Source organism: Lichenicola sp. (genome assembly GCF_965198575.1).
GTDB lineage: Bacteria > Pseudomonadota > Alphaproteobacteria > Acetobacterales > Acetobacteraceae > Lichenicola.
In genome coordinates this window covers 240575-263980 of record NZ_OZ240671.1, presented here as the reverse complement: position 1 = coordinate 263980, position 23406 = coordinate 240575, and the positions used below count along the sequence as shown (strand labels likewise).

Annotated in this window: 10 protein-coding genes; 2 read left to right on the top strand and 8 right to left on the bottom strand. The window is 67.3% G+C overall.

Going from position 1 to position 23406, the window contains the following annotated elements:
* Positions 1-186 precede the first annotated feature (186 nt).
* Positions 187-2046, top strand: coding sequence for a hypothetical protein (locus ACOEQ2_RS01380; RefSeq protein WP_419729605.1), 1860 nt, complete (start codon positions 187-189; stop codon positions 2044-2046).
* On the opposite strand, the gene ACOEQ2_RS01375 is transcribed toward ACOEQ2_RS01380, so the two are convergent.
* On the bottom strand, positions 1958-2290 hold the full coding sequence (locus ACOEQ2_RS01375; protein ID WP_419729604.1) for a hypothetical protein: 333 nt from the start codon (positions 2288-2290) through the stop codon (positions 1958-1960). The genes ACOEQ2_RS01380 and ACOEQ2_RS01375 overlap by 89 nt on opposite strands.
* Positions 2287-7008 (bottom strand): DUF6531 domain-containing protein, encoded by a 4722-nt coding sequence (locus ACOEQ2_RS01370; RefSeq protein WP_419729603.1) that lies wholly within the window; start codon positions 7006-7008, stop codon positions 2287-2289. Before ACOEQ2_RS01370 ends, ACOEQ2_RS01375 begins: the two co-directional genes overlap by 4 nt.
* Before the next feature lie 856 nt (positions 7009-7864).
* Here ACOEQ2_RS01370 and ACOEQ2_RS01365 point away from each other — a divergent pair.
* A complete protein-coding gene (locus ACOEQ2_RS01365; protein WP_419729602.1) occupies positions 7865-9415 on the top strand; it encodes a hypothetical protein in 1551 nt (516 codons plus the stop codon).
* Between the two features lie 468 nt (positions 9416-9883).
* Here the strand turns inward: ACOEQ2_RS01365 and ACOEQ2_RS01360 are convergent, their stop codons facing one another.
* The 6 genes from ACOEQ2_RS01360 to tnpC form a co-directional block, all read right to left on the bottom strand.
* On the bottom strand, positions 9884-12364 hold the full coding sequence (locus ACOEQ2_RS01360) for a S8 family peptidase (RefSeq protein WP_419729601.1): 2481 nt from the start codon (positions 12362-12364) through the stop codon (positions 9884-9886).
* 3 nt (positions 12365-12367) lie between these two features.
* Positions 12368-13354, bottom strand: a complete 987-nt coding sequence (locus ACOEQ2_RS01355) for an AAA family ATPase (protein WP_419729600.1) — start codon at positions 13352-13354, stop codon at positions 12368-12370.
* A gap of 128 nt (positions 13355-13482) precedes the next feature.
* A complete protein-coding gene (locus ACOEQ2_RS01350; protein ID WP_419729599.1) occupies positions 13483-14865 on the bottom strand; it encodes a restriction endonuclease subunit S in 1383 nt (460 codons plus the stop codon).
* Positions 14862-16343, bottom strand: coding sequence for an N-6 DNA methylase (locus tag ACOEQ2_RS01345; protein ID WP_419729598.1), 1482 nt, complete (start codon positions 16341-16343; stop codon positions 14862-14864). Before ACOEQ2_RS01345 ends, ACOEQ2_RS01350 begins: the two co-directional genes overlap by 4 nt.
* Positions 16340-19792, bottom strand: coding sequence for a type I restriction-modification system endonuclease (gene hsdR / locus ACOEQ2_RS01340; RefSeq protein ID WP_419729597.1), 3453 nt, complete (start codon positions 19790-19792; stop codon positions 16340-16342). Before hsdR ends, ACOEQ2_RS01345 begins: the two co-directional genes overlap by 4 nt.
* A gap of 2036 nt (positions 19793-21828) precedes the next feature.
* Positions 21829-23388: an IS66 family transposase gene (gene tnpC / locus ACOEQ2_RS01335; RefSeq protein WP_419729596.1), complete on the bottom strand. Its 1560-nt coding sequence runs from the start codon at positions 23386-23388 to the stop codon at positions 21829-21831.
* Positions 23389-23406: the final 18 nt, after the last annotated feature.

Genomic DNA, 23406 nt, shown 5'->3' with positions numbered 1-23406 from the left:
GTCAAACGCTGGCGTTGAGGACACTGCATGAAGAAGCGGCGTGAATGCGTCGGTGGTTGATGAGTCTGGGGCAGGATGTCCCCAAGCTCATCGAGGTGAACAGGATCTGGAAGGTCTTATGCTTGCCCGCGGGACGGCCGCAGCCGACGGATCCTTTCGGTCGGCACGTGTTGCTTAGCGAATGCCGTGCCTAGCTCGGACGATCGACGCGACCAGATCCTCTGGTGGTTGCGGCCCCTGGCGGGCAAGACACTGCCTGTCCTCGCGTCGCTGCATGTCGTCGGCGACAACACGACCAGCACTGCGCAGCGGGTGATCCTCCGCGTGGACGACTACGCCGACCCGGCATACGCCGATCGTGTCGACGACGGGCGGGTCCTTCCGGCAGGTCCGTTCGACTTCACTGCCCGCATCGGGCTGCTGGCGACCCCGTCCGGGCGCCGCCTCAACATGGCGACCCTCGCCCAGGCCATCGCCTTCACCGGGGTCGCCGACGTGAACGTGACAGGCGTGACCATCACGGACGCGCCGACGCTCCCCAGGGGTGACATCGCCTGGTACTTCGGTCCAGCCGCGGCCGCCCCGCTGTATGGGTTCCAGCAGGTGCTGGCGACTGACCCCCGCGTGACGAAGGGGGTGGCGATCCAGAACCCGGGCCACGAGCCCATACCGACGAACGGCATCATGACGACCGAATTCGACACCCCGCTGGCCAACGGCTCCTACCACCTGACGATGTGGACCGAGGATGCCGGGAACTGGCAGAACAAGCCCCCATTGCTGCAGCGGCGCATCGAGGTCAACGGCGCCGTCGTCACCTACCAGACCCTGACCTGGGACCAGTGGGTCTCGCAGGGCTACGTGGCCGGGCGGGCGATCGAGGCAGACCCCACGCAGGCACCGTTCTTCACGGTGAGCGCGCAGCGCGGCGGGATGCTGACGACCGACGTCACCGTGACCGGGGGCATGCTGCGCATCTCCCTGGCTGGCTACCCGGCCGCAGCGCTTTACCTGGCTGCGATGGTCGCCGAACCGAGGGGCCCGGCGCCGACCGCCGCCGGTCTCGTGCAGGCGCAGCGCGCGCTGGCGTTCGCAAGCGATTGGCCGGTCGTGTCGGGACCGCCGACGGCGCCGAACGCGACCGCACTCACCGCCGTGCGCTCCGACGCCTCCGGAACGGCGGTCACCACCGCGCCGGGCGGCTTCGGATACCTGACCATCAACGTCACGTCGCCGTCCGCCGCCAGCGCGTCCGCCACCGTCGCATGGGGCGCCAAGAGTCCGATCGAAGCGCAGGCATGGTGGAACATGTGGCGCTGGCGCCGCGTCGACGCGTCCAGTCAGGGGCTCAAGTTCGACAACGGGATGCTCCGCGGCGACATCGCCACCATCGCGATGAACCCACGGCTTCCGCGGGGCATCATCGTCGCCTTCAACGTCCCGGCCACTACACTGCCCGGCAACTACCACGGCAGGGTCCAGGTCACCCAGGGCGGCAGCAGCGCCAGCGTTCCGTTCTACGTCGAGGTGCTTGCCGCGGTGCGCCCGGCGCCCGTGGCCAAGGTCGGGCCGTTCCTTGATTTCGCCCCACAGTGGGTCAACCAGGTGGTGCCGATGACGGAGGCCCGCCAGCAGGCGGCGTGCGACCTCGGCGTGCTGTCCTGGTTCGGCTTCACGACCGTGGTGCCGCCTTTGGAGGCACCGATCGACAGCGGTACGCTCGCCGCCTACCTGGCCGAGCTCGGTAACGCGGAGCGAACCTACGGGACGGACCTGGTTGCCTATGCGCCCCTCAAGGGCATGGATGTCTCGATCGGCCGGGGCGCTCCCGCCGCCGCGAAGCTGGCCGTGGTGGCGGACAAGGCGTGCAGCCTGACGCCCGGGGAGCGTTGCTCTCGCGCACCAGTCTATCGGCTGGATCGTGAGGCATCCGGACGCGCCAGATGGCAGAGAGCGATCAGCGGACGAAGTTCGCTCTCACGATCTTTCCGGTTGCCGCTTCCAGTTCCACCTCGAAGCCCGGAAAACCGCGTGGCGACCCCCTGAACCCAGCTGGAGTCCCGGCTTTCTTGAAAAGAACAACGACGTTCGAGCCGTCCGATATCAGCTGGATGTCATAGTCGGCGATGTCGTATCCATGCTTCTGGAATTCAGGAACTGCGATCTGAATCGGTTCCAGATATTTCCCGGCGATAGCTGCGATAGCATTCATCCTCGTTCCTTCTCCGTAGGCATAGGCTGCCATCATCACGATTGAAACCGCTGCGAGGATCTTGATGGCCGCGATCATGGCCCCAGGATGCCGACGTTCCCGGTTGCCGGGTCGAACACTTTGAAGGTCCCGCTGGGCGTACCCAGGTAACCCTTGTACCCGGGGCTTCCAGCGGCGTCGGATCGAATGCCCTGATAATCCTGGCTCGAGAAATTGTCGCTGTTGAAGTCGTCCAGGGCCGGGTCGCTCGTTCGGACTGCTTGCCCCGACGCCGCGTCAAATGTCGAATAATCACCATGGGTGTGATAGTCGCCGACGACCGATGTATTCGGTGGATTACCGGCATCCCAGGGATTGACGCCTTGATCTGTTCCCTGAAGCGGGCCGCTATATCCGAACTCTCCTGTCGCATCATGCTGATGTATCAGACCACCATATTCAAGATTATCCTGTATGGACATCGGATTTGCCTTGCCGAGCGCTGCCTGCGCTGCTTCGTCCTGGCTCGCAAACCCGCACGGCCCCACGCACGCCAACCCAAGCGGATCGATCCAACTATTTGGCGCCGGAACATAGGAAGAGAGGTTCAGCCCGCCAGCAAGCCGTATCGGGTCCTGGTGGACGTAGCAGCCTTCGTCAGGCGCGTAGTAGCGGAACCGGTTGTAGAATAGCCCCGTCTCTGCATCCTCGTATTGCCCCTGGAAGCGGATCGGCTGCGCCACTTCATCAACCGCCACGCTTGCCAGCGCGCCCCAGGCTTTGGATCGTGCCTGCCAGACGATGCGGCCATCGTCGTTGGTGACCTCCTGCGGCGTGCCCAGGCGGTCGAGTTGGTAATGGAAGAGCGTCCCCGGCAAGCCCCGCCCGGTGCGCCGGACCTGCACCAGCGGCCGGAAGCTGCCCGGCTCATGCAGGTAGACCGTCGCCAGTGGATCGTCGGCGGTCGTGCTCTCGGCGACCAGCAGGTTGGCGGACCAGACGAAGTCGGTCCGCGTCGCGGTTCCGGGTGCTCCGTCCGCACCATCGTTGGTTGCCGCGGGCGTCAAGGAGATGCTTTCCTTGACCGTCCGTCGCCCGAGCGCGTCGTATCGGAACGACGTCAGCCTCCGCCCGAGGCGGCCGCCCTCCTCGACCTCGGCCAACTGGTTATCGGCGCGGTAGCGATACAGCCGCTCGGCATTGCCGCCGGCACCGCGCACCTCGCGCACCCGGTTGCCGCAACCGTCATACTCGAACTTGCGGTCGCCGCGCAGCAGCAGACGGTCGCCCGTGGCCACACCCGGGGTGCCGGCGCCGCTGTCGCTGCTGGCGCCCAGGATGTTGCCGGCCGGGTCGATCACGAAGCGTTCGGGCAGGTCGCCCTCGACGCCGACCAGGCGCTCGTTGGCATCATACTGGTAGCGCCGCACGCCGCTCCCGAGGTCCAGCGTCTCGATCAGCCGATCGGCGTTGTCCCACCGATACTGCCGCTCGATCACCGGCGGGGCGGTGGCGCTTCGAGCCGTCTGCCGGGTGAGGCGGCCTTGCGGGTCGTAGTCGGACACCGTGGTCAGGGCGCCGGTATGACGCTCGGTCTCGCGGCCCAACGCATCCCGACCGAACGACGCCACGACGCGGCCGTCGAAGTCTATGCGGACGACGTTGTCCTGCGCATCGTAAGCGGTCTCGATTTCCCGCCCGTCGGGGAGCGTGGTGGCGACGCGACGGCCGCGGGCGTCGTGGCGGTGGCGGACCGTGCCGGCCGGGCTTGCTTCTTCCAGCAGCGCGCCATCCGGCCCGTAGGCAAAGCCGATCTCGCCCCAGTCGTTGGCGGCGTGCGTCAGACGACCCGCCTGGTCGTAGACGTATCGGTCGGTGAGGCCGTCGCTGTGTCGACGTTCCAGCAGCCGCCCAAGCTTGTCTCGTGCGTATGTGGCACCGCGGGCCTCGGCATCGTCGTGTGCCGCAAGGAAACCGGCCGCGTCATAGCGGTAGCTTCGTCGGCGGCCATCGAACCCGGTCTCCTCGACCAGCTGGTCGGCCAGGTCGTGGGCCAGCGTGTAGAGCTCGCCCTTCTGGTTGGTCAGCCCAATCAGGTTGAGGTCGGCGTCGTAGCGGTAGCCCAGACTGCTGCCGTCCGGGTTCAGCCGCTGGATCGGGAAGGGCAGGCCGCCATAGCTCCAACGCGTAATCGCGCCGGTTGCCGCCCGGTGACTGGTGACATGGCCCTCCGCGTCGTGGGTCAGTCGGATGATGCCGCCGTCGGGACGCCGGATCTCCAGCAGCCGACCAGCGGCGTCGCTGACGTAGCGGGTTGGTGCCCCAATGCCTCGGCGGCTCTCGCTCAGGCGGCCGAGCGGGTCGTAGCTGAACAGGGTGCGCTGCGCCGCATCGCCGGTGGCCTCCCAGGCGAGCTCGCCGCGTTCGGACCAGCCGAAGCGGCGTAGCGGCCCGAGCGCATCTTGCACCGCCAGCGTCAGGCCGCGCGGGTCGCGCAAGAAGCGACGGGTACGTCCGGCGGCATCGGTGTGGGCTGCGAGGTTCAGCCGGTCGTCCCAGACGAACTGCTCGCTGGCCCCGGTCGGCATGGTGATCTCGAGCGGCAAGGCGATAACCAGCCCGTCCGGTGTGGGCTCCGAATATCGAAGCACCCGGCGCGCACCATCGAACGCCCGTGTCTCGACCACCCGGCCGAAGCGGTCATAAGCGCGGCTGCGCGTAGCCCCATCCGCACGGGTTTCCCCGAGAGGCAGGCCTTCCGGCGAGAGGCGGCGGGTCTCGCGGCGGCCGAGAGCGTCGACGACCGCGACCACGCGGCCCTGGGCGTTCCACTCGTACTGCCAGATGGCGCCGCGCGGGCTGCGCACGGTGGTGCGGCGCGCGCGGTCGTCATACTCCAGCGTGCGGTCGTAGAGCGACAGCCCCTGCAGCACCGCGCTGCCCCAGGTGGCGATGCAGCGCGCGGCCGTGCGCCGGGCGGTGCTGTCCCAGCGGAAGTGGAAGGTGAGCCCGGCCGGACGGCCTTCCTCGACCAGCAGATGGCGCTCGTAGACGTAGCGGAAGCGACTGCCGACCGCATCGCTTGAGGCGGTCATGTCGCCGGCGCGGTCATACTCGAAGGCGATCAGGCTCAGCAGGCCGTTGCCGTCCGGATGCGGCGCGTCGATGCCTAAGATGTGGCCAAGCCCGTCATGTCGCACCAGCAGCTCGCGCCCGGCGCTGTCGCGGATACCGTGCAGGCGGCCAGACCGGTCGCGCTTCAGCGTGATCGTGTTGCCGTTCGCGTCTGCGCTCGACACCAGGTGCCGGATCGCCGGGATCCCGGTCACAAAACTTATGGGAGGGCCAAACCGGAAGCGGATGCCGCTGTAGTCGACGGCCACGACCTCGCCGTCCATTTCGCAGAGCTGGATGCGCTCGACCGGGTCGAAGCTGGGCCTTCCGGGCACTGGCGTGTTGAACACCAGCAGGCGGCCGTCGCCCAGCCGCAATGTCTGCCGGCCGTCCTCGCGCGGCATCAAGGCCATGTCCAGGCTGTGATGCCAGCCATGCCCGAGCTCACCAGCGATCGTCGAGGATGAGACCCAGATCCGCTTGAATACCAGCGGCAGGGGGCCCGGCAGGGTGAAGTCGGTCTGCTCGGTGTACACCACCCCAGTCGCCGGGTTGACCGGGTGACCGACGCACTCGGCGGTGGCGGCGTCCTCGCTGGTATGGCCGCCGGGTGTGTCGGCCTTTGGTGTCGCCTGGTCTGCAGCCGTCCCAGCTTCCGTGCCGGACTTACCGGACCCGCCGACCCCCTTCCCACGATCGGCGTTGACACCAGACGCGGCGGCCTTGTCTTCCGCGGCGCCGCCGGCTGCCGCACCGCCGCCGCTGGTGTTCCGCTTGGCCGCGCGCAGCATCGCCATGTCGAAGAAGTCGCTGCCCAGGGCGACCATCGCCTTTGCGGCCTCGGGCGCAGCGTCGGCGATCCCGGCTGCGCTGTCGGCATAGACCGCGGTCCGCATCGCCTTGGTCAGCCTGACGATCGCCCGCAGCCCGTCCCACCCGGCATAGGCAAATGCATAGCCGACGAACACGGCGTCCAGCGCCTCGCCGATCACCGGGATCGCCTGCACCCCGGCCATCACGCCCATGACCGCGATCGTCTGGGCCAGCGCCGGGCCGGTCAGCATCGCCCGGAGGTGCGCCTGCAGCTCCTTGCCGAGCAGCGGCAGCGCGTCCTCGTACAGGGTCTGCAGGCGCTGCTCGGTCGACCACCCGGCGATGCTGACCGGCCCGCCATGCGCCTGCACGCCACTGCCGGACGACGTCGGGGCCGAACCACCTGCGGCCGCCGCAAGCGCATGCGGAGATCCCGCGGCCGGGGCGGCGGCCAATGCGACCGACGCAGCTGCGCCTCGCTTGGGGGATGATGACACGGCGTGCCGGTCGTGTTTCCTGACCACGATCGCGCGCAGGCGGTGCGTCCGCAGGTGGTGGCGCAGTGTCTCGACGACGTGGTGGGCGTCGTGATGTGCCGACGTCCGGACCGTGATACTGGCGCCGACCGCGATGTCCGGCCGTGCCATCCAGCTCTGCAGCTTCTCGATCTGCCAGCTATCGCTTTTCAGGCTCTCGATCGCCCTGATCGCCAGGCGGTCGTTGCTGGTCTCGGTCGGCTTGTCCAGGACCCCGAGCGACCCGAGGTCGCCCATGCCGTGCGCCGATAAAGGTCCCAGGAAGACGGTGACGTCGCCCGCTGTAAGCTGCAGCACCTGAGCAGGCGGGGCTTTCATGTGGCCTTGCTGCGCATGCGCATGGTCGATCTTCACCTGGCTTCTCTGCCACGGCTGCCGCCCTGGCTCGGGCTGTCACAGCAGCACATGCTTCCCGACTTGCCCAGCACCCTTGCCTGCTCCCTGTAAACGCTGGCTTCAAGCATAAGTCGGTGACGCTGCGGTTCAGCCGATGACAGCCAGCCTGCAGGCGAGCGTGCGACCTCGCAGCGCTTTTCTGGCCAGGCGGCGAAAGCTGTGCCGTCTCCTGAAAGCGGCCGGCCGACGGAACCACGATCGCGGAACGCCTGACTGGCGTGTTTCCGCATCCCTGGCAGCTGGGCCAGATGCTTCGCAGTGGCAACGCCACGACGGTAGCAGCCGACCCGCTCCGGTCAGTCGGACCATACCGCAGGGAGAGCCGCCCACCATGGTGCTCGAGCCATCCAGCCCTGACCTGACGTCCAACCGGTGCCTGGGATGAGGGTGCGTGATCAGGCGAAGCTGATAGAGGCCAAGGTCAAGCGCTCCCGGATGACCCCGGGCTCCTCAGGGAGGGGGCGGTCTGCCGCGCGCACAGGAAGAAGGCATTCTTTTTTACAGAAAGGGCCGAATGACCGGTCGAGACCCTAGGTCAAAAGCCCGACCCGGGTAGAGGCTTGGTTCAGGGCAGATGATCCCGGGGGCGGCCCCCGGTTTTCCTGCTCGGGAGAAGCTGCTGATGAGCGCGTATCTGGCATCCGGCAACGGATGCAACACGGCCCCCGCATCAGCGGCTGGATCTGCTGTGCCTGAGCGTTCCGCCGACTTCGTGTGGCTCGCGCGATATCCCGTCCTCTACATGGCAAAATCCGACGCTGCGTCCAGCCGGCGTGCCAGGCAACGTGAGGACAGGCGGGCCAGATCGGACGCGATGTCCCGTCCGCTCAATGCATCGCCGCCGGGCTGCGACCGCGATCGGGCAGGTCGGCCCCAGCTGAAGCCGTCCTCCGACCCGATCGACCCGTCGCTGCTCGAGATGGTCCGTGCGCGGTCGCGGTCGAGGCGGACGCTCATCCAGCGGCGTCTCGAGGTCGGATACCAGTGGCACGGTGGCCCGGTCGGCCGGAACGACCGCTACCAGCGCCCTCCGTTCGTTTGCCTGGGTCTGCCGTCCTCGGACCATCCCATCCTCCAGTGTTTTGTCAGCAAGCTGCGGCGCGTGCAGGGGCTCCGGATCGGCGACGACAAATCGCAGAGCTACGCTTCGGACAGCAAGCTCTTGGCGCTGGACGCGCCGTATGTGGAGGACAACTCGATCGTGTGCGGCGTGCTCCGCATCGAGCTCGACCGGGTCCTGACCTGGGCCGGGGTTGTGGCCGGCTGCCGGACAGCTGGGGTCCCGCTGCCGAACATCGTCGTCGGCCACGAGGACGCGACGGGGCACGTCTGGCACCCACACCTCCTGTGGCTGTTGCATGACTCCATGCCTCTTCAGGGGGCCAGGAACCGGCGTTTCCTTGGGAAATATCACCGCGGCCTGCGCGGCCTGACGGGGGCGCTTCTTGACCTCGGGGCTGACCCGGGCGGGCTGATGAACAGTCATCGGCACAAGAACGCTGTCTCGCCGCTCTGGAGCCGCCGCGTGCTGGCCGAGCAACCATACGATCTGGATGAGCTGGCGAGGCATGTCGACACCAGCGTCACCATGGCCGAGCTCGGGCAGCGTGCGTTGGCGATCCGGGGCCGGTCGGCGGCCCGTGTCGTGGCCGACCATCCGGACCCGGAGGTCTCCGCCGGCTCGAACGTCGGCTTCCGCCAGCTCGCCATGTGGGCACGCAACGACGTTGTGGTGGCCAGGGCGCTCGGACTGTCGGAGGAAGCGTTCGGGCTGCGGGTTGCGGCCGAGGCCTGCAGGACCGCGTACTCGAGGACCGGGGACAGTCGGCGGGTCGAGACGGTGCTGCTGCTGCGAGCTGCGCGGGTCACGCGGTGGACCTGGAGGACATACAAAGTGCCGGTGAGCAGGCCGAAGTTTTCCGCGACGGCCGCCAGGCTTCGCATCGACGAGGGACGGCGCCACGCCGCCGCCGGCCGTTCGGCCCGAACCGAGGCGACCATCATCGCCGCGGCACTTCGACTGGCTGTTGATGGCCAGAGGCCGACGCAGACGGCCGTGCTGGACGCTGTCGTGCCGACCATTCGCGGGGAGAGGACTGTCAGACGATACTGGCACGCCGTGGAGGCCGCCCTGAAAGCAAGAGAGGATCTCATCTCCCGGGCCGCCACTCCGGGAACGGCGATCAGTCCTTCTGCGGCGCCGAACACAGCCCGGAAGGTAGCGGGCACGCGTCAGGTCAAGCAAAACCTCGCGGCAATCTCCTACCGTTTCCCTGGACCATCTGCCGGAGCCCATACCCAACCGATCCCGGCATTCCTCCTGAGGCAGATCGGCAGGCGCCCGAACATCGAGGCGCCCCCCTGAGCGCACGAGAAAGGCCCCGACGACGACCGACCAGCCCCCGGGACCTTCGCAGCCGAAGGCTTCGTTCGATCCCGTTCCCTTCACCCGGAGGCGGGCTGCGGGGCTCACTGACAGTTCCAGGCCTGATCCGGTGCACAGGTGGGTCCATCAGCAGTGACAGCCGCTCCATGGCCCCTACAGGCCGCTGGCGAGGCTAGCCAGGTCGGAACATCCTGCGGCACATGGACGGCATGAAGACATTCCGGAAGGTAAGCGAACTTCAGCACCTTTTATATGCTGCTGCGAGCGTCCAGCCAAAGCGGACGTTCCTCACGCGAGGCACGATGTCCGGGTGTGGCCGATAGCGGCCTGTCTGCTCTGGAGCGGGTGATGCACGTAAGCGGACGCCTGACGCTTGAATGGCCGACGGCGCAGCACCCATCTCGAGTTCACCTCGATCAAGACTTGGATGCGGCGCCAATTGGGCCATTACACCTGATTGGCGATCGACACCTGCACCGCTACCGGTGTGTAGATGTCTACATCGATGCCCGGTGCTCTGATTGTAACTATCAGCGCGTATCGAGCCAGGGCGTCGAAGCGCTCGAGGTAGGGCTTCTCCTTCCACCATCCGCCGACCGGATAGACGCCGATCGCATCCCTTGCGGCGAGGTCCGCTGCAGTGCCCCGCCACAGGTCGGAGTGAACGGAGCCGACATCGCGCGCCTTCCCGAGCAGCCATTCGTCACCGCCCTGCGATGCTGCGGCGGTCTCTTCCTCCTCGTCACGAGCCGCCTGGTTGATCCGTGAACGGAACTCGGGGAGCGACTCCGTGGCTGTCTTGATACGAAAGCGCAGTCCGTGAGACGCATAGCGGTGGCGCCGCGTCCACCCACGCTCCCCCGGGTTCGGTTCGACGAAATAGGACAGCGTTGCCCGCAGCTCCACCGGCACATTCCCCATCGCGGCCAACTCCCTGCGGGGCCAAGGCAGGGCGTGCAGCTTCATGTCGCGAGTCTTCGGCGCCGCGCTACCTTCCCGTTGGAACGGCTGAAGCTCATCCTCGACCAACAAGGTGAGGTCGTTCCGAGCCGAGCGGAGCGCGCGGTCTAGGTCCGGCACACCGTAGCCGTATCTCCGCATCAGGGCGTGGATAGGGCGCTTGCGGCCGCCGCAAGCGTCGACCCATGCCTGCATGGGCGGCGTCCACTGCGCCGAGTGAACAATGATCCCCCGCACCGTCTCCGGCCACAGCCTGGGCCGTTCCACAAGGATCGAAGCAGCCATGTTCGCCGCCAGCGCCGCGGCGGCACTGGTGTCGCCTAGGGTCGTGAAGTGTCGGGCTTCAGGACGGAAATGTGTTGTCAGCAGCTGCAGGTCGTCGATGTCCTCGCCGGGTAGGCGACCGTCATGGGCCAGGTTCCCGCCCTCGAAGACGACGTCCGGCTTGATCGGCCACTCTACGCCCCACGTCACGGAGGTACGGCTGCGCGGCGCGAGCTCGCCGGCGGGCGCCATGGCGCTCCAACCGGCGAACGAAGGGTCGATGATGTCGACCTTCTCGGTAAATGCGCCGACGGTCAGCGCGTTCCATGCCTGTGCGGGATCGTCCACCGGCTCGATGTCGTTGCGAGCGAGGTGATCAACGGGCATCAAGTCGATGCCGATGTTCCCGGCGGACAAGATGACGAGCCGCCGTTCCGGCTCCTCAAAACAGAGCTGGTCGATTGCCGCCGACCACGATGATGGCCGCCCTCGCGACGAGGAGGCGCTTGATACCGCACAGGTCACGACACGCCGCCGAAAGGGCGCCTCGATCTCCGCGCGCGCGATCGCCTCCCCGGTGATCGCGCCGTACAACTCCGGATCGTAAGCAGGCGTATCCCGCGGTGGCAGGATGCGGACGCTCTCTAGGCTAAATCGGGGCGCTATGGGTTCGGTGCCGGCAAGGATCGGGACAAGGTCGCCGTAGAGGGCCACACCTGCCATCCGCGTCCCGTGCCCTTGCCATGCGGGCGTGTCGTCCGCTCCCCACCCTGGTTCGACCGTGTGCCAGTCCGTGACTGCGAGGTGCGGCTCGATGAGCGGGTGCGCTCGCCGCACGCCGCTGTCGAGCAGGCAGACGGCGACGAGGGAACCGGGGTCTGGTGGAACGATCCGGCCGAGCAGTTCGGCGGTCCACGCCCGCTGCTCCGCACCGCCGAGCCCCAGGAAGAAGGCCGGCGTATCCTTCGCCCGACGTAGCTCCGCCACCACGTCGCTGTGGGCCACAAGGCGGTCCAGGGCCCCGGTTCCCGACAGGACCAGCAGCACCTCCCTCTCCGGGAACTTCACCGCGTGACGTTTCAGTCCAAGGTCCATCGCGCGCGCAAGCTGTTCGAATGCCTTGCGACGCCCCTCCCGCAGCCAGACCTCCCACCAGACGCGCTCGGCGGGATCCCGAGGGAACAGCGTGTCATCGTCGGTGAACAATGATCGAGCCGTACCGAGCCGGACCGTCTCCATACGTGTGACCAGCGGCTCATTGCGCGGGCGCCCGGAGTCGGTCTCCTGGTCGCGGTAGGCCTGCACCTTGCCGAGGTAGTAGTTCTCGGCCCGAACCGGCACGAAAACGGATGCCGTAATGGGGCCGCCCGCCCCGCCATCGCTGACGGTCACGACCTCCATCCCCTGTCGCCGATCCGCAAGTTGATCGATGACGCCGCGTTCACCCCCTGGGATCACCACCTCCAGGTAGTATCCGGGGACGCCGGTGACGAGCGTGAGGTCTCGTTCTCCCATCTGGCGGCGTGCGCCCGCCAGGGCGGCACCGATCGCAGCCTCCAGCGCGGCCGCATGTGCGGCGCGGTCACGGCGCGGCAGCGATGGCGGATCGATCTTCTGCTTGCGGCGGCGGTAGCCCTCGACCATCCCGCCGCCCGCGATGAAGATGTGCGGGTACTCCCGCGGGAACTCGTCCGGAGCGGCCATCGCCTATGTGCCGATCGACGCCCTCCGGCGTTCCTCGATGGCCGCCCCTAGCGCATCCGCGGTCACTCGCCGTCCGCCGGCCAGCACCGCCGCCTTGGCCGCGTCTTCGGCCGCTCGGATTACCTCGGCATGGGACAAGTTCACTGCGGACCGGGCCACGGCGGACCACCCGAGACCCTCTGTATCAAAGTCGCCCAGCCGAGCCCGCAGCAGGCGCTCAATCAGGGAGATGTCCGGTAGGACATATTCGATCACGTCGTCGAACCGGCGGAACAGGGCCGTGTCGAGCAGCTCGGGATGGTTCGTTGCGGCGATGACGAGTCCCTGGCTGTCGTCCTGTTCCAGGAATTGGAGGAAGGAATTGAGCACGCGCCGGATCTCGCCCACGTCCTGCCGCTCGCCGCGCCTAGCCCCGATCGCGTCGAACTCGTCGAAGAAGTAGACGCCTCTGGTGTTCGCCATAGCGTCGAATACCAGCCGCAGCTTGCCGGCGGTCTCCCCCATGAACTTGGTGATGAGGCCATCCAATACGACCGTCAGCAGGGGTAGCTTCAGCTCTCCGGCCAAGGTCGCCGCGGTCAGCGTCTTGCCCGCGCCGGGAGGGCCGATCAGCAACAGCTTGCGCCGAGGCCGCAGCCCATGCTCCCGAAGACGCTCCTGTTGCCGCTGCTCCAGGAGCACGCGGCCGAGCCGAGTCTCCAGTGGCTCGGGCATCACCATATCGGTCAAGCGTTCGGTCGGATAGCGGGCGGTCAAGAGCGAGCCGAGTTCGCCCTTGGGCTGCGCGAGCGGCACTGGGCTGCGACGCCGTTCGACCGACGACCCCTTGGCCTTCGCGTCGTCGATCAGCGTCTTGACCTCGTCCGCCAGCTTGCCGTGCCCCTGCCTGGCCTCATGGGCCGCGAGCTGCATGGCGGTAGACATAAACCGGTCCTCGTCCCCGTCTATGTGGCTCTTGAGGAGGCTGATTATGTGACGGGCGGTCGTCATCTCTCTGACTATCACGGGGCCGGTTGGCGGAAACGAGCGCTGGCTCGGGCAACGTAGCGATGCCGGGGGCACACGTATCGAAGAAACGCCAACGATTCTTCCGGCTTCTTCAGATGGATGGTCAACACCTAGGCGGCTACGGCGCGCATGCGGCGCCGTCGGACGGCGGGCGCATCTTCGCCCTGAGCCGTGGGTGCGGGGGCCTCGCCAGTCTCCGCCGGGTCCTGCGGAACGAGTTCGCCACGGAAGGCGCGGGCGAGGATGCTCTGTTCTAGGCGATCAAGGAGCGCAAGGGCGCGGGAGGCCTCGTTCTCGCACACCTGGGCGGCAGCCTCACTTCGCGAGAGGCGGCTGACGCATTCGGCCTGTTCCGGTAGCCCCGGCGTCGGGACCAGGACCGCTTCCAGTGTCTCAAGGTTGATGTTCTTCTGCGCGGTGGCTGGAGCAAAGGCTGCCAAGTCCTCCTTGGCCGTGCGGAAGAAGTATTCGACGTATTCAGGCAAGCAGAGCCCGCGCATCGCCCGAAACCCGACAACGCTATCAGGGAAGCATGCTTCGATATCGAGAATGGCGGTCTCTGCAATATTGGCAGCTATGGTGATGCACAGGGTGCCCCGTGGCCACAATCTGCTCTGCGCGAGACCGGCTTCGCTGTAGGTCTGCTGGAACGAGCCGAGCCGCCCCCGAGCCGCGCGGACATCGCCGGTCTGAACGAAGGGGTATGGACCGCCATACAGGGCCGGGTAATTGCGCGGGCGATGACGGGACTTGCCACGTGCAAGTTCGCCGAGCGACGGCAGCGGGCGCCAAGCCCAACCTTCGGGCAGGTCGTACGGTCCCTGAGATTCGACGATCGGATGGTTGATCTCGGTGTGATCGTTCGGTGTCCGCCATGTGTCGGTCAGTGTCCCATGGAAAGCGTGCGCCAACGTGGCGGAGAAGTATCGTCCTGCCAGCGGCGCGACGCGTTCGAGGTCGGCGCGGGCGCGGCTTGTGCGGGCGAACAGCGCCTCGACCCGCGCCACGATCCGGCGCTGCTCGGCCAGAGGTGGGACTGGCGGCCGGAGAGCGGCCAGCGCTTGAGCTGGCAGATGCTTGATCGTTGTGCCTGTGAAGTGATCCGCCAGCCGGTCATGCTGTGCCTCATGCCGAAGGAACAACGTAACCCATTCGGGCAGGAGGCGCGCGCCCGGACGAATGCGGTGAATGGCCTTCTGGAACTTCAGGTCGGTGGGACCTCCCCGCCAGATTGCGCAGCGCCCCGGCTCTCCTCCCTCACAGACCAAAACGTCACCGTCGCGAACGGAGAAGCGCACCGCTTCGGCAGCTGTGAACCGCATGCTGTAGAGGTCACTCGTCTCAATGAGGCCCCATCGAATGTTGACGTTCCGAAGATACGGCATTGATTGGCCGGTGATGTTCTTTGCCCGGTCAAGCATCTTCCCAAGTTGAAGTTCCGCGATGTCCGAAAGACGCGGCTTGGACCAGCCTGCTGGGACGCGATCGCTCATTCTGCCGCCGCTGCTAGCACGGAATGGTTACCGAAGTCCCCCGCCAGCGCGTCCACCTCGGCCAGCGCCCGGGCCAGATGGATGCGCATCGCGTCCAGAATATCCTCCGGCTCCTCAAGCGCGTCCTCGCCGGCCTCGTCGCTGCCGCGCAGCCAAGCGATGTCCAAGTTGTCGCCGCGGGCCTCGATCTCGGCGCGGGTGAAGCGACGGAAGCGGCCCTCGGCGCCCTGGTCCTCGCGCGCGGCGGCGCCGTTCGGGTCGTCGCCATAGGCTGTCTCGAACGCTGCGAAGTCCTCCACTTTCAACGGGCGTGTCTTGCCGTAGGCCGGCTGGCCGACGCGCATGTCGTAGACCCACACCGCCGGGGTGTTCGCCTTGCTCACCCGCGCCGGGCCGCGGCGCAGGAACAGGACGTTCGTCTTCACGCCCTGCGCGTAGAAGATGCCGGTGGGGAGGCGCAGGATGGTGTGCAGGTCGGCCACGTCCATCGTCCAGCGGCGCAGCTCCCGTCCGGCACCGTCGGCGAACAGCACATTGTCCGGCACCACGATGCCGGCCCGGCCGCCTGGGCGCAGCGCGCGCACCACGTGCTCCACGAAGGCGAGCTGCTTGTTGCTCGTGTCGGCGGTGATGGTGAAGTCCGGCCGGGCCGGACGGCCGCCGCCCTTCTTGGTGCCGAAGGGCGGATTGGTCAGGATCAGGTCGGCAACACCCAGCGCCTCGCCGTCTGGTCCCATGGCGTCGCCGCCGCGTACGAGGTCGCCGCCGATGCCGTGCAGCATCAGGTTCATGAGCAACAGCCGGTGCGTATCCGACACCAACTCCAGCCCGCGGAACGCCTCCTTCCGTTGGAAGCGCTGGGCGTCGGTCTTCAGCGCGAAGAGGTCGTCGGTGCGGTCCTTGATGGCGCGGTCGGCGGCGACCAGGAAGCCGCCGGTGCCGGCCGCCGGGTCCTGCACCACCTCGCCCGGCTGCGGCTGCAGCAGGCGGACCATGCAGTCGATCAGCGGGCGCGGCGTGAAGTATTGGCCAGCGCCGGACTTCTTCTCCCCGGCGTTCTTCTCCAGCAGGCCCTCGTAGAGGTCGCCCAGCCCCTCCGCCTTGGCGGAATACCAGTCGAGCCGGTCGATCTGCGTGACGAGTTCGTGCAGGTTGGTGGGCTTCCGCAGGCTGGTCTGCGCATCAGTGAAGATGGTGCGCACGGTGCCCGTGCCCGCGGTGCCGAGGCGCAGCAGCAGCGCGCGGTAGTGCGTCAGCAATGCCTCGCCCTGGCGGCTGGTGAGGCTCGCCCAGCGCGCCTCGGCCGGCAGCGCACCCTCTCGCTGCGTCTCGGCCAGCATTTTCAGAAAAAGCAGATAGGTCAGCTCGGTAACATAGGCCTGGTAGGTGATGCCGTCGTCGCGCAGGATGTCGCAGAGGCGCCAAAGCTTCTGGACGATGTCCCGGGTAACGCCTGCTGCTGCTCGCGATTCGCTCATGCCGTATCTTTCCACGCCGCTTCATTGATGTCGCCCAGCAAGCCAGCCAACCGGCCGCCGAACACGCGGTCGAGCCGGGTGAAGCCGCCCGCTGCCGCGCGGAACTGCCCCTGGTCGAGCGCCGCCGGATCGGCGACGCCGATCTCGGCTACCTGCGTGCCGATGCGACGAAGCCAGCGCTGTTGGTCAGGCGTCAGCCCGCCGCGCTTTATGATGGCCTCCACGGCGCGCTGAACGCGGACGGCCCAGGGCTCCAGCGCGTCGCCGAGGGCCACCTGGCGCACAAAACCGATGAGCTTGGCGGCGACGTCCTCCTGCCTGGCTTCGCGCCAGGCAGAGCGCAGCGCCGTCTCGGAGAATCCGGCCTCCTGTAACGCGAGCGCCAGCGAGCGCAGGTCGGCCTGCGTGAGGTCGCGTGGGCGGCGCAGCACGAGCGATAGCGCCGCCAGCCCGTTCTCATTGGCGCGCAGGAACGCGCCGAACGCCTCGAGGTAGTCCTCGGGCCGCCCGGCGGCGCCGTAGCCGATGGTCGTGGCGACGTGCGCGTCCGGGTGGAACGATACCGCCAGCGGCACCGGGCGACCGTCATCGGGCTGCCAGTCCAGGATCGGCCCGAGGCCCGGTCGTGCGGCCACCCAGGCGGCGAGGTCCGCCGGATCGGCCGTGCGCACACGGGCGAGGGTCTCGGACGGCGTCTCTCCCGCGGCGGCCGTAAACTGCTCCGACGCCTGTGGCGAGAGCCAGGCGACGCGCCGGCGCAGGCGGACGAGCAGCTGGTCCCGCACCAGAGCGCGCTGCTCCGGGTCCGTTACCCGCGACAGCTCGTCCAGCAGTTGTGTGAACGACAGCGACGGGTTGACGACCACCGGCTTCATCTCGGTCAGGTCGCCGATCGCCTCGGCCTGGCGCACCGCGTCGAACACGCGGAAGCTCTCCTTGTCGATGCCGGGGCCGCCGATCTCGGGGCAGAGCCGGGTCGCACGGCCGATCATCTGATCGTAAAGGATGCGGCTGTTGACCCGGCGCAGGAAGGCGAGGTTGACGATCTTCGGCACGTCGATCCCGGTGGTCAGCAGGTCAACGGTGACGGCAATCTTGGGCGATGGGTCGTTCCTGTAGCGCCGGATCATCGTCCCGGGACGGTCGATGCTGCCGGTGATCTTGCGGATCAGCGCCTCGTCCTGCGGACCGTGTCGCGCCTCCATTGCGGTGCCCAGCGCGCCCACGACCATGTCGGCGTGCGCGTCCGAGGCGGCGAAGACCAGCGTCTTGCCGGGATCAGCCGGATCGATGTACTCGGCGAGTTGTTCGCAGACGACGCGGGTGAACTCGGCGGTCACGACCCGGCGGTTGAAGCTCTCGACCTCGAAGCCGAGGTCGTCGGGCGCGGTCGTGAGATCGATCGTGCCGGTGAGCGGGTCGAGCAGCGGCAGATCGGACCCCTTGCTGAAGTGGATGCCGTCGCGGGAGAGCTCGGTCTCGATGCGGATCGGCGGCTCCTGGTCCACCAGCCAGCCGTCGATCACAGCCTCGCGTAGGCCGTAGGTGAAGATCGGGCGGCCGAAGATCTCGGTGGTGTGCAAGGCGGGTGTCGCGGTCAGGCCGATGCGGGCGGCGTCGAAGTGCTCGATGACGCGGCGATACTTGCTGACGTAGTCGGCTTCGGAGCGGAACCCGAGCTCGGCGTCGCTCATCTCGCGGTCGAGCGTGTAGCCCCGGTGGCACTCGTCGACGAGCATGAGGTCGTATTGGTCGACCGGCGGTACGTCCTCCGGCGTGGCGGCGAACAGCACGCGCTTCACCAGGCCCTGGATGGTGCAAATGTGGACCTTGGTGTCCGGGTCGGGTGCCGCGTCGCCCAACACCTTGAGGCCGAAGATGTCGGCGAAGGTGCGGGCGCTGACGATGCGGGTGGTGGTGAACGCGTCCTTCGCCTGGTCGCCGAGCGCCGTGCGGTCGACCACGAAGCAGACCCGGCGGAAGCGCCGCGTGTGCAGGAGGCGATACAGCAGAGCCACGGCCAGCTTAGTCTTGCCAGTGCCGGTGGCCATGGCGAGAAGGAGTGCGCGCTGGTCGTCGTCGGCCAGCGCTGTCTCGACCGCCTGAATGCCGCGCATCTGGTAGTCCCGCAGCCCGAAAGCGAAATCGAACGGCAACGATGCGAGCGCTGCGCTGGCCGCCGTGCGATCGATGTCGAGCATGGCCTTCAGCCCATCTGGCGTCGGCCAGTCAGCGAGCGCCCGCCGCCGGTTGGTCGGGTCCCGCGCGTCCCGGTGCCAGATGCCGGACTGCGTCTCGAGCTGCTTAAGGTAGGCACGCCCGTTGGTGGCGAACAGGAACGGGACCCGGTAGGCCGACTCGTTAATGGAGCCGGACTGTGCGAGCCAGGGCCCGCCGTCGGGTAGCAGGATACCCGGCTCGGGCAGGTAGCCCTGGCTGTATCTGCCGGCCTGGTCGACTGCCGCCGAGACATTCCGGCTGCTCCGCTTCGCCTCGACGACGCCGACGCAGGTCAGCCCGACGAACAGGACGTAGTCGGCCGGACCGGTCGCCGTGGGCCACTCGGCGATCGCCCGGTTGCGCCCGGCGACCGGCCGCGCCCCGGCTGCATGCCGCAGCGCCTGCGTGTCTGCCTCCCACCCCCGCGCGCGCAGGCGCCCGTCGATGAGGGACCGGGTTGCCTGTTCGTCCAGGTCGATCGCCTGGGCGGCTTCGTTCGCGGCGCTGGCGAGGAGTTGGAGTGCGGCCGGCCGCGCCACAGCTGCGGCCTGAACCCGCGCGAGTTCTTCCTGGAGCGCCAGGAGCCGGCCTTCCGTCTCGGTCGCGAGCGACTCCCACACCGCCCGTTCCTCCGCCTCGACGGCGGCGCGCTCCTCGGCGGTGCGCAGCGCTCGCTGGACCTCTTCGGCTTGCCGGGCGGCAGCGGCGGCTGTCGCCTCCGCGACCGACAAGGATGCCAGCCGCTGGGACTGTAGCCGCTCGAGTTCATCCCGAAGCGGGGCGGTCGGGTCAGTCGGCTGCCGCGGCGGCTGGAAGGGGCCGGCCCGAAAGGCCCGATCGCTGAAGGTGCGGTGGAACCAGACGGCGAGCTGCCGGGCGACCTTGAGGCCCGTCAACGCCGTCGCGTGGTCGCCCCGGTGCTGGTGGACCGCCTCGTTGCCGGTGCGGCGCAGGTCATGAAACAGGTCGATCACGTCCCGCGAGTAGGCTGTATCGCGGCGGAGCCGACCGAGCAGGTCGGACTGCGGTTCGTCCACCGCCACGAACACACCGGCCCGGGCCGCGACCTGCTGCGCGAGCAACTCGCCGAACTGCCGCAGCTTCATCAGGCAGGTGACGGGGTCATAGGCGAAGTAGCGTTCGGCCAGGGACGCGACGCCAACTAGGGCGTCGTCGTAGGGGGCGAGGAAGCCGAAGTTGGCCGAACCAAGATCACGAACTGCGGTCAAGGCTCGATCGTAATCATACCTGGATCATTGCTGCATGCCTCGCTACTGGACAACACGGTAGCCAACTACGCAAGCAAGAAAGAGATGCTCTACGTATGGGCCCCCTTGAACCTCCGCTACCAGTCGGCTGTTTCAGTCCGGGTCGACTCGAAGTTGACTCACGGAACTCACCTTTTGAAGATGCCTCACAACCGCCGTCGCTAGAAAGCGAGCCAGCCAACGTTCACGGCCATGTCTGCTTCGGAGCACGTCGTCGATTGCATTGAATGTCCGGGATGAGCGCAAAGCTGCCGAATGAAAACTGGGAGCTAGGTCACAACGGCCAAGACTTTGACCGGCCTGATACTCATCACGCCAAAGCTGCGGCCATGGTCGGACGCTTACGCAGGAACCACGCTGGGGACAGCCGCAGCGGCGGGCTACCCCCCCCCAGGCGGCACGCGGGAACGACACCGGCAGCAGCCGCATCGCGTCGGGACCCAGCGGCCTGGCCCGTGACGCGATGAGGAACATCAGGTGGCCGCCGACAATGCCGATCATCGCAGCCGACGCTGCGGTCCCGGTCTCGAGGCCGCTGGCGACACCAAGTGCCCCGAACGTCGCGAGCAGGCCGACCCACGGCCGGATCAGCCGACGCCCTGGACCCTCCAGGGCCCACTTGCCGAGCCAGCGTGGTCGCGCCTGATCGGCCCACACCAGTCGCAAGGACCGGTCGGACGTGGCGCCCACCGGGCGGCCCGGCCCCGGGAGATGAGCCACTTCAGTTGCAAGGCCGCAGGCGAACCCCCGGTTCGGTGAGCACGGACCCGGCCAGCGCAAGCATTAGCATTGCCATCGGTCGGACCAGCGGATCGGCCACCTGTGCTGCAGACAGCAGCGCGAGGCCGAGCGGTGGAAGGCAGTTCAGCAGCAAGGCCCATGGCGGTCCAGGACCAACCGATCCCGCACGGGGGATGGCCACCTACGCCGCCGGACGACCGTTCGTGGTGGAACCCCAACCGTGTTGGAGCGCGGCGATGAGGAACAGGCCGCTGATACCACCCGTCAAATCGATGCCCAGGCTCCGGGTGTTCAGTATAGTCCTCAACATCGTCGTTTTTGGCGCCATCTGTGAAGGGTGGCTGTTCGTCTTCGAAGGCAACAACCAAGTTGCGTAAACGACAGCAGCCGGACCACGCAGATCGCAGAGTTCCGGAACGCCCGTCGACGCAGTAGCGTATGCCGCCGCCCCGCAGGTGACTGATGACAGCCATCGCCACCAGCAGAGGGCTGGCACACGCCAAATTCGTCCGGGCTTGGCGACGGGAGGCTCTATGACATAGGGTACGCTGAAGCGCTGCTTCACCGACGCACGGTTTGCGCCGGAGGTTGACGTTTCCATGGCAGATCCAGCGGCCTGCAAAAGGCTCGCCTATCGGATGTCTGAGGTCAATCCGTCGGGGAACTACCGCAACCGCTTGGCCCGCCGCACGTCGGCGGCTAACAGAGCGCTGGGTCGATCGGTTCTTGCAGCGGGCGATATCGCCAAGCTGCTGGTTCCAGCAGACCATTTTCTCGATCCAGGTGATTTAGCATCGGGCGGCTGGGGCCTGACCGCTCGAGGTAGTCAGAGACTACCCAGGTTCGGGGTAAGCATCCGGGGAGCGCCGCGTCCTCACTTCAAGAGACGAGCGATTCTGTCGCCAGCCTCCAGAGCGTGTGGTCGCCAACGATGTTCGGCTTGTTGGACTTTCTGGTCCTCGAGATCGGCGGTAGAGGGGTGCCACATCTCGCGTAGTCGTCCGAGTGGTAGTGCGTCAGTCTCGCTGTTGATCCCCACGAACACCATTAACGCCGCTGCCAGCTCAGGCCATTCCCCCTCTACAGTATGTTGAAACGCGCTCAGCGTTCTAGAGACTGCAATCACACCGGCTTCGCCAGCTTTTAGCTCGGTCACTGCACGTCTAAGCTCAGCATGGACGTAATCTCGAAACCCAAGGTCCGTACCGTAACTTCCCACGTCTCACCTCTGGCCTCCGGATGATGAAAAACTTTGATCATGCAAGCTTACATGCTTCCCAACTCCAAGGGAGAAGTTCGTCCAGGCGTGACGCGGGATGATCGGCGATGCGGCACAAGACATCAGCGAGCCAAGCCCGCGGGTCAACGTTGTTGAGCTTGGCAGTGATGATTAGCGTGTAAACGTCGGCGGCACGGATACCGCCTCGGTTGGATCCGGCGAACAACCAGGATTTGCGCCCAAGAGCTATCCCGCGCAGCGCGCGTTCCGCCGCGTTGTTTGTCAGGCAGATCCTACCGTCGTCGAGGAACCTGGTGAATTGTGGCCAGCGTTTGAGCATGTAGTCCATCGCTCGGCTGACGTCGTTGTGGCGGGAGAGCCGACTGCGCTCAGTGCGCATCCAGGCTTCCAGCCCTGCTACCAGAGGCACAATCTGCTCTTGTCGTGCCACGTGCCGCTGCTCGGGTATGAGGCCGTTGATGGTGCGCTCGACGTCGAAGATCAGGTCGATCCGTCGCACGGCCTCGATGGCGATCGGCGCCTTCGCCACGTCGGCCAGCACAAAGAACTTCCTCCGCCCATGCGCCCAGCACGCCGCCTCGGCGATCGCACCCGGCACGCGCCCGGGCAGGTAGAGTTCGTTGAACCCGGCATAGGCGTCGGCCTGCAGGATGCCCGCGTAGCCTGCCAGGTGGCGGCGCGGATGCTCGCCGCCGCGGTCCGGTGAGTAGAAAAACACCGCTGCCGGCGGTTCGGGGCCGCCGAACGGCCGATCGTCGCGGACATAGGTCCACAGTCGCCCAATGCTCGTCCTGCTCTTGGCCAGCACCGGCACCGTGGTGTCGTCGCCATGCAGTCGCTCGGCAGCCATCACGTGCTGGCGGATGAGCGCCAGCAACGGCGCCAGGGCTGCGGTGCAGGCGCCGACCCAGCCACCCAGGGTCGAGACATCGAGATGGATGCCCTCCAGGGCGTAGCTCTCGCTTTGCCGGTTCAGCGGCAGGTGCTGGCCGAACTTTGCCTCCAGGATCATGGCCAGCAGCTCGGGCCCGGCGCGGCCCCGGGCGATCGGGTGAAACGGTGCCGGTGGTTGGGTGATGGTCTCGCAGGTGCGGCAGGAGAACTTCTCCCGCACCGTCTGGACGACCTTCCACTGCCGCGGGATCACCTCCAGCGTCTCGGTGATCGTCTCGCCCAGCTTGACCAGCCTGCCGTTGCAGCAGGGACAGGCGGCTGGGCTCGGGATCACCACGCGCTCGCGCGGCAGATGCGCCGGGAGCGGCCCACGCACCGGCTCTGCGCGGACTGGACTTGGCACGAGCCCGGGAGGGTCGACCGGCTCGGCGTCGGCCTCGGCGGCATCCGCCTTCAGTTCCTCGAGCTGCAGCTCCAGCTGGTCGAGCAGCCTGCGGCTCCGCTCCGAGGTCGGGCCGAACCGGTCGCGCTGCAGCTTGGCGATCAGCAGCTTGAGGTGGGCGATCATCGCCTCCGCACCCGTCGCCGGCGCCTCAGCCGCCTGCCTGGCCACACGCTCAGCCAGCAGCGCCGTGCGCAGCGTCTTGATGTCGTCGGGCAGGATGTCGGCGTCGGAGCTCACGCCTACGATTCAACCACA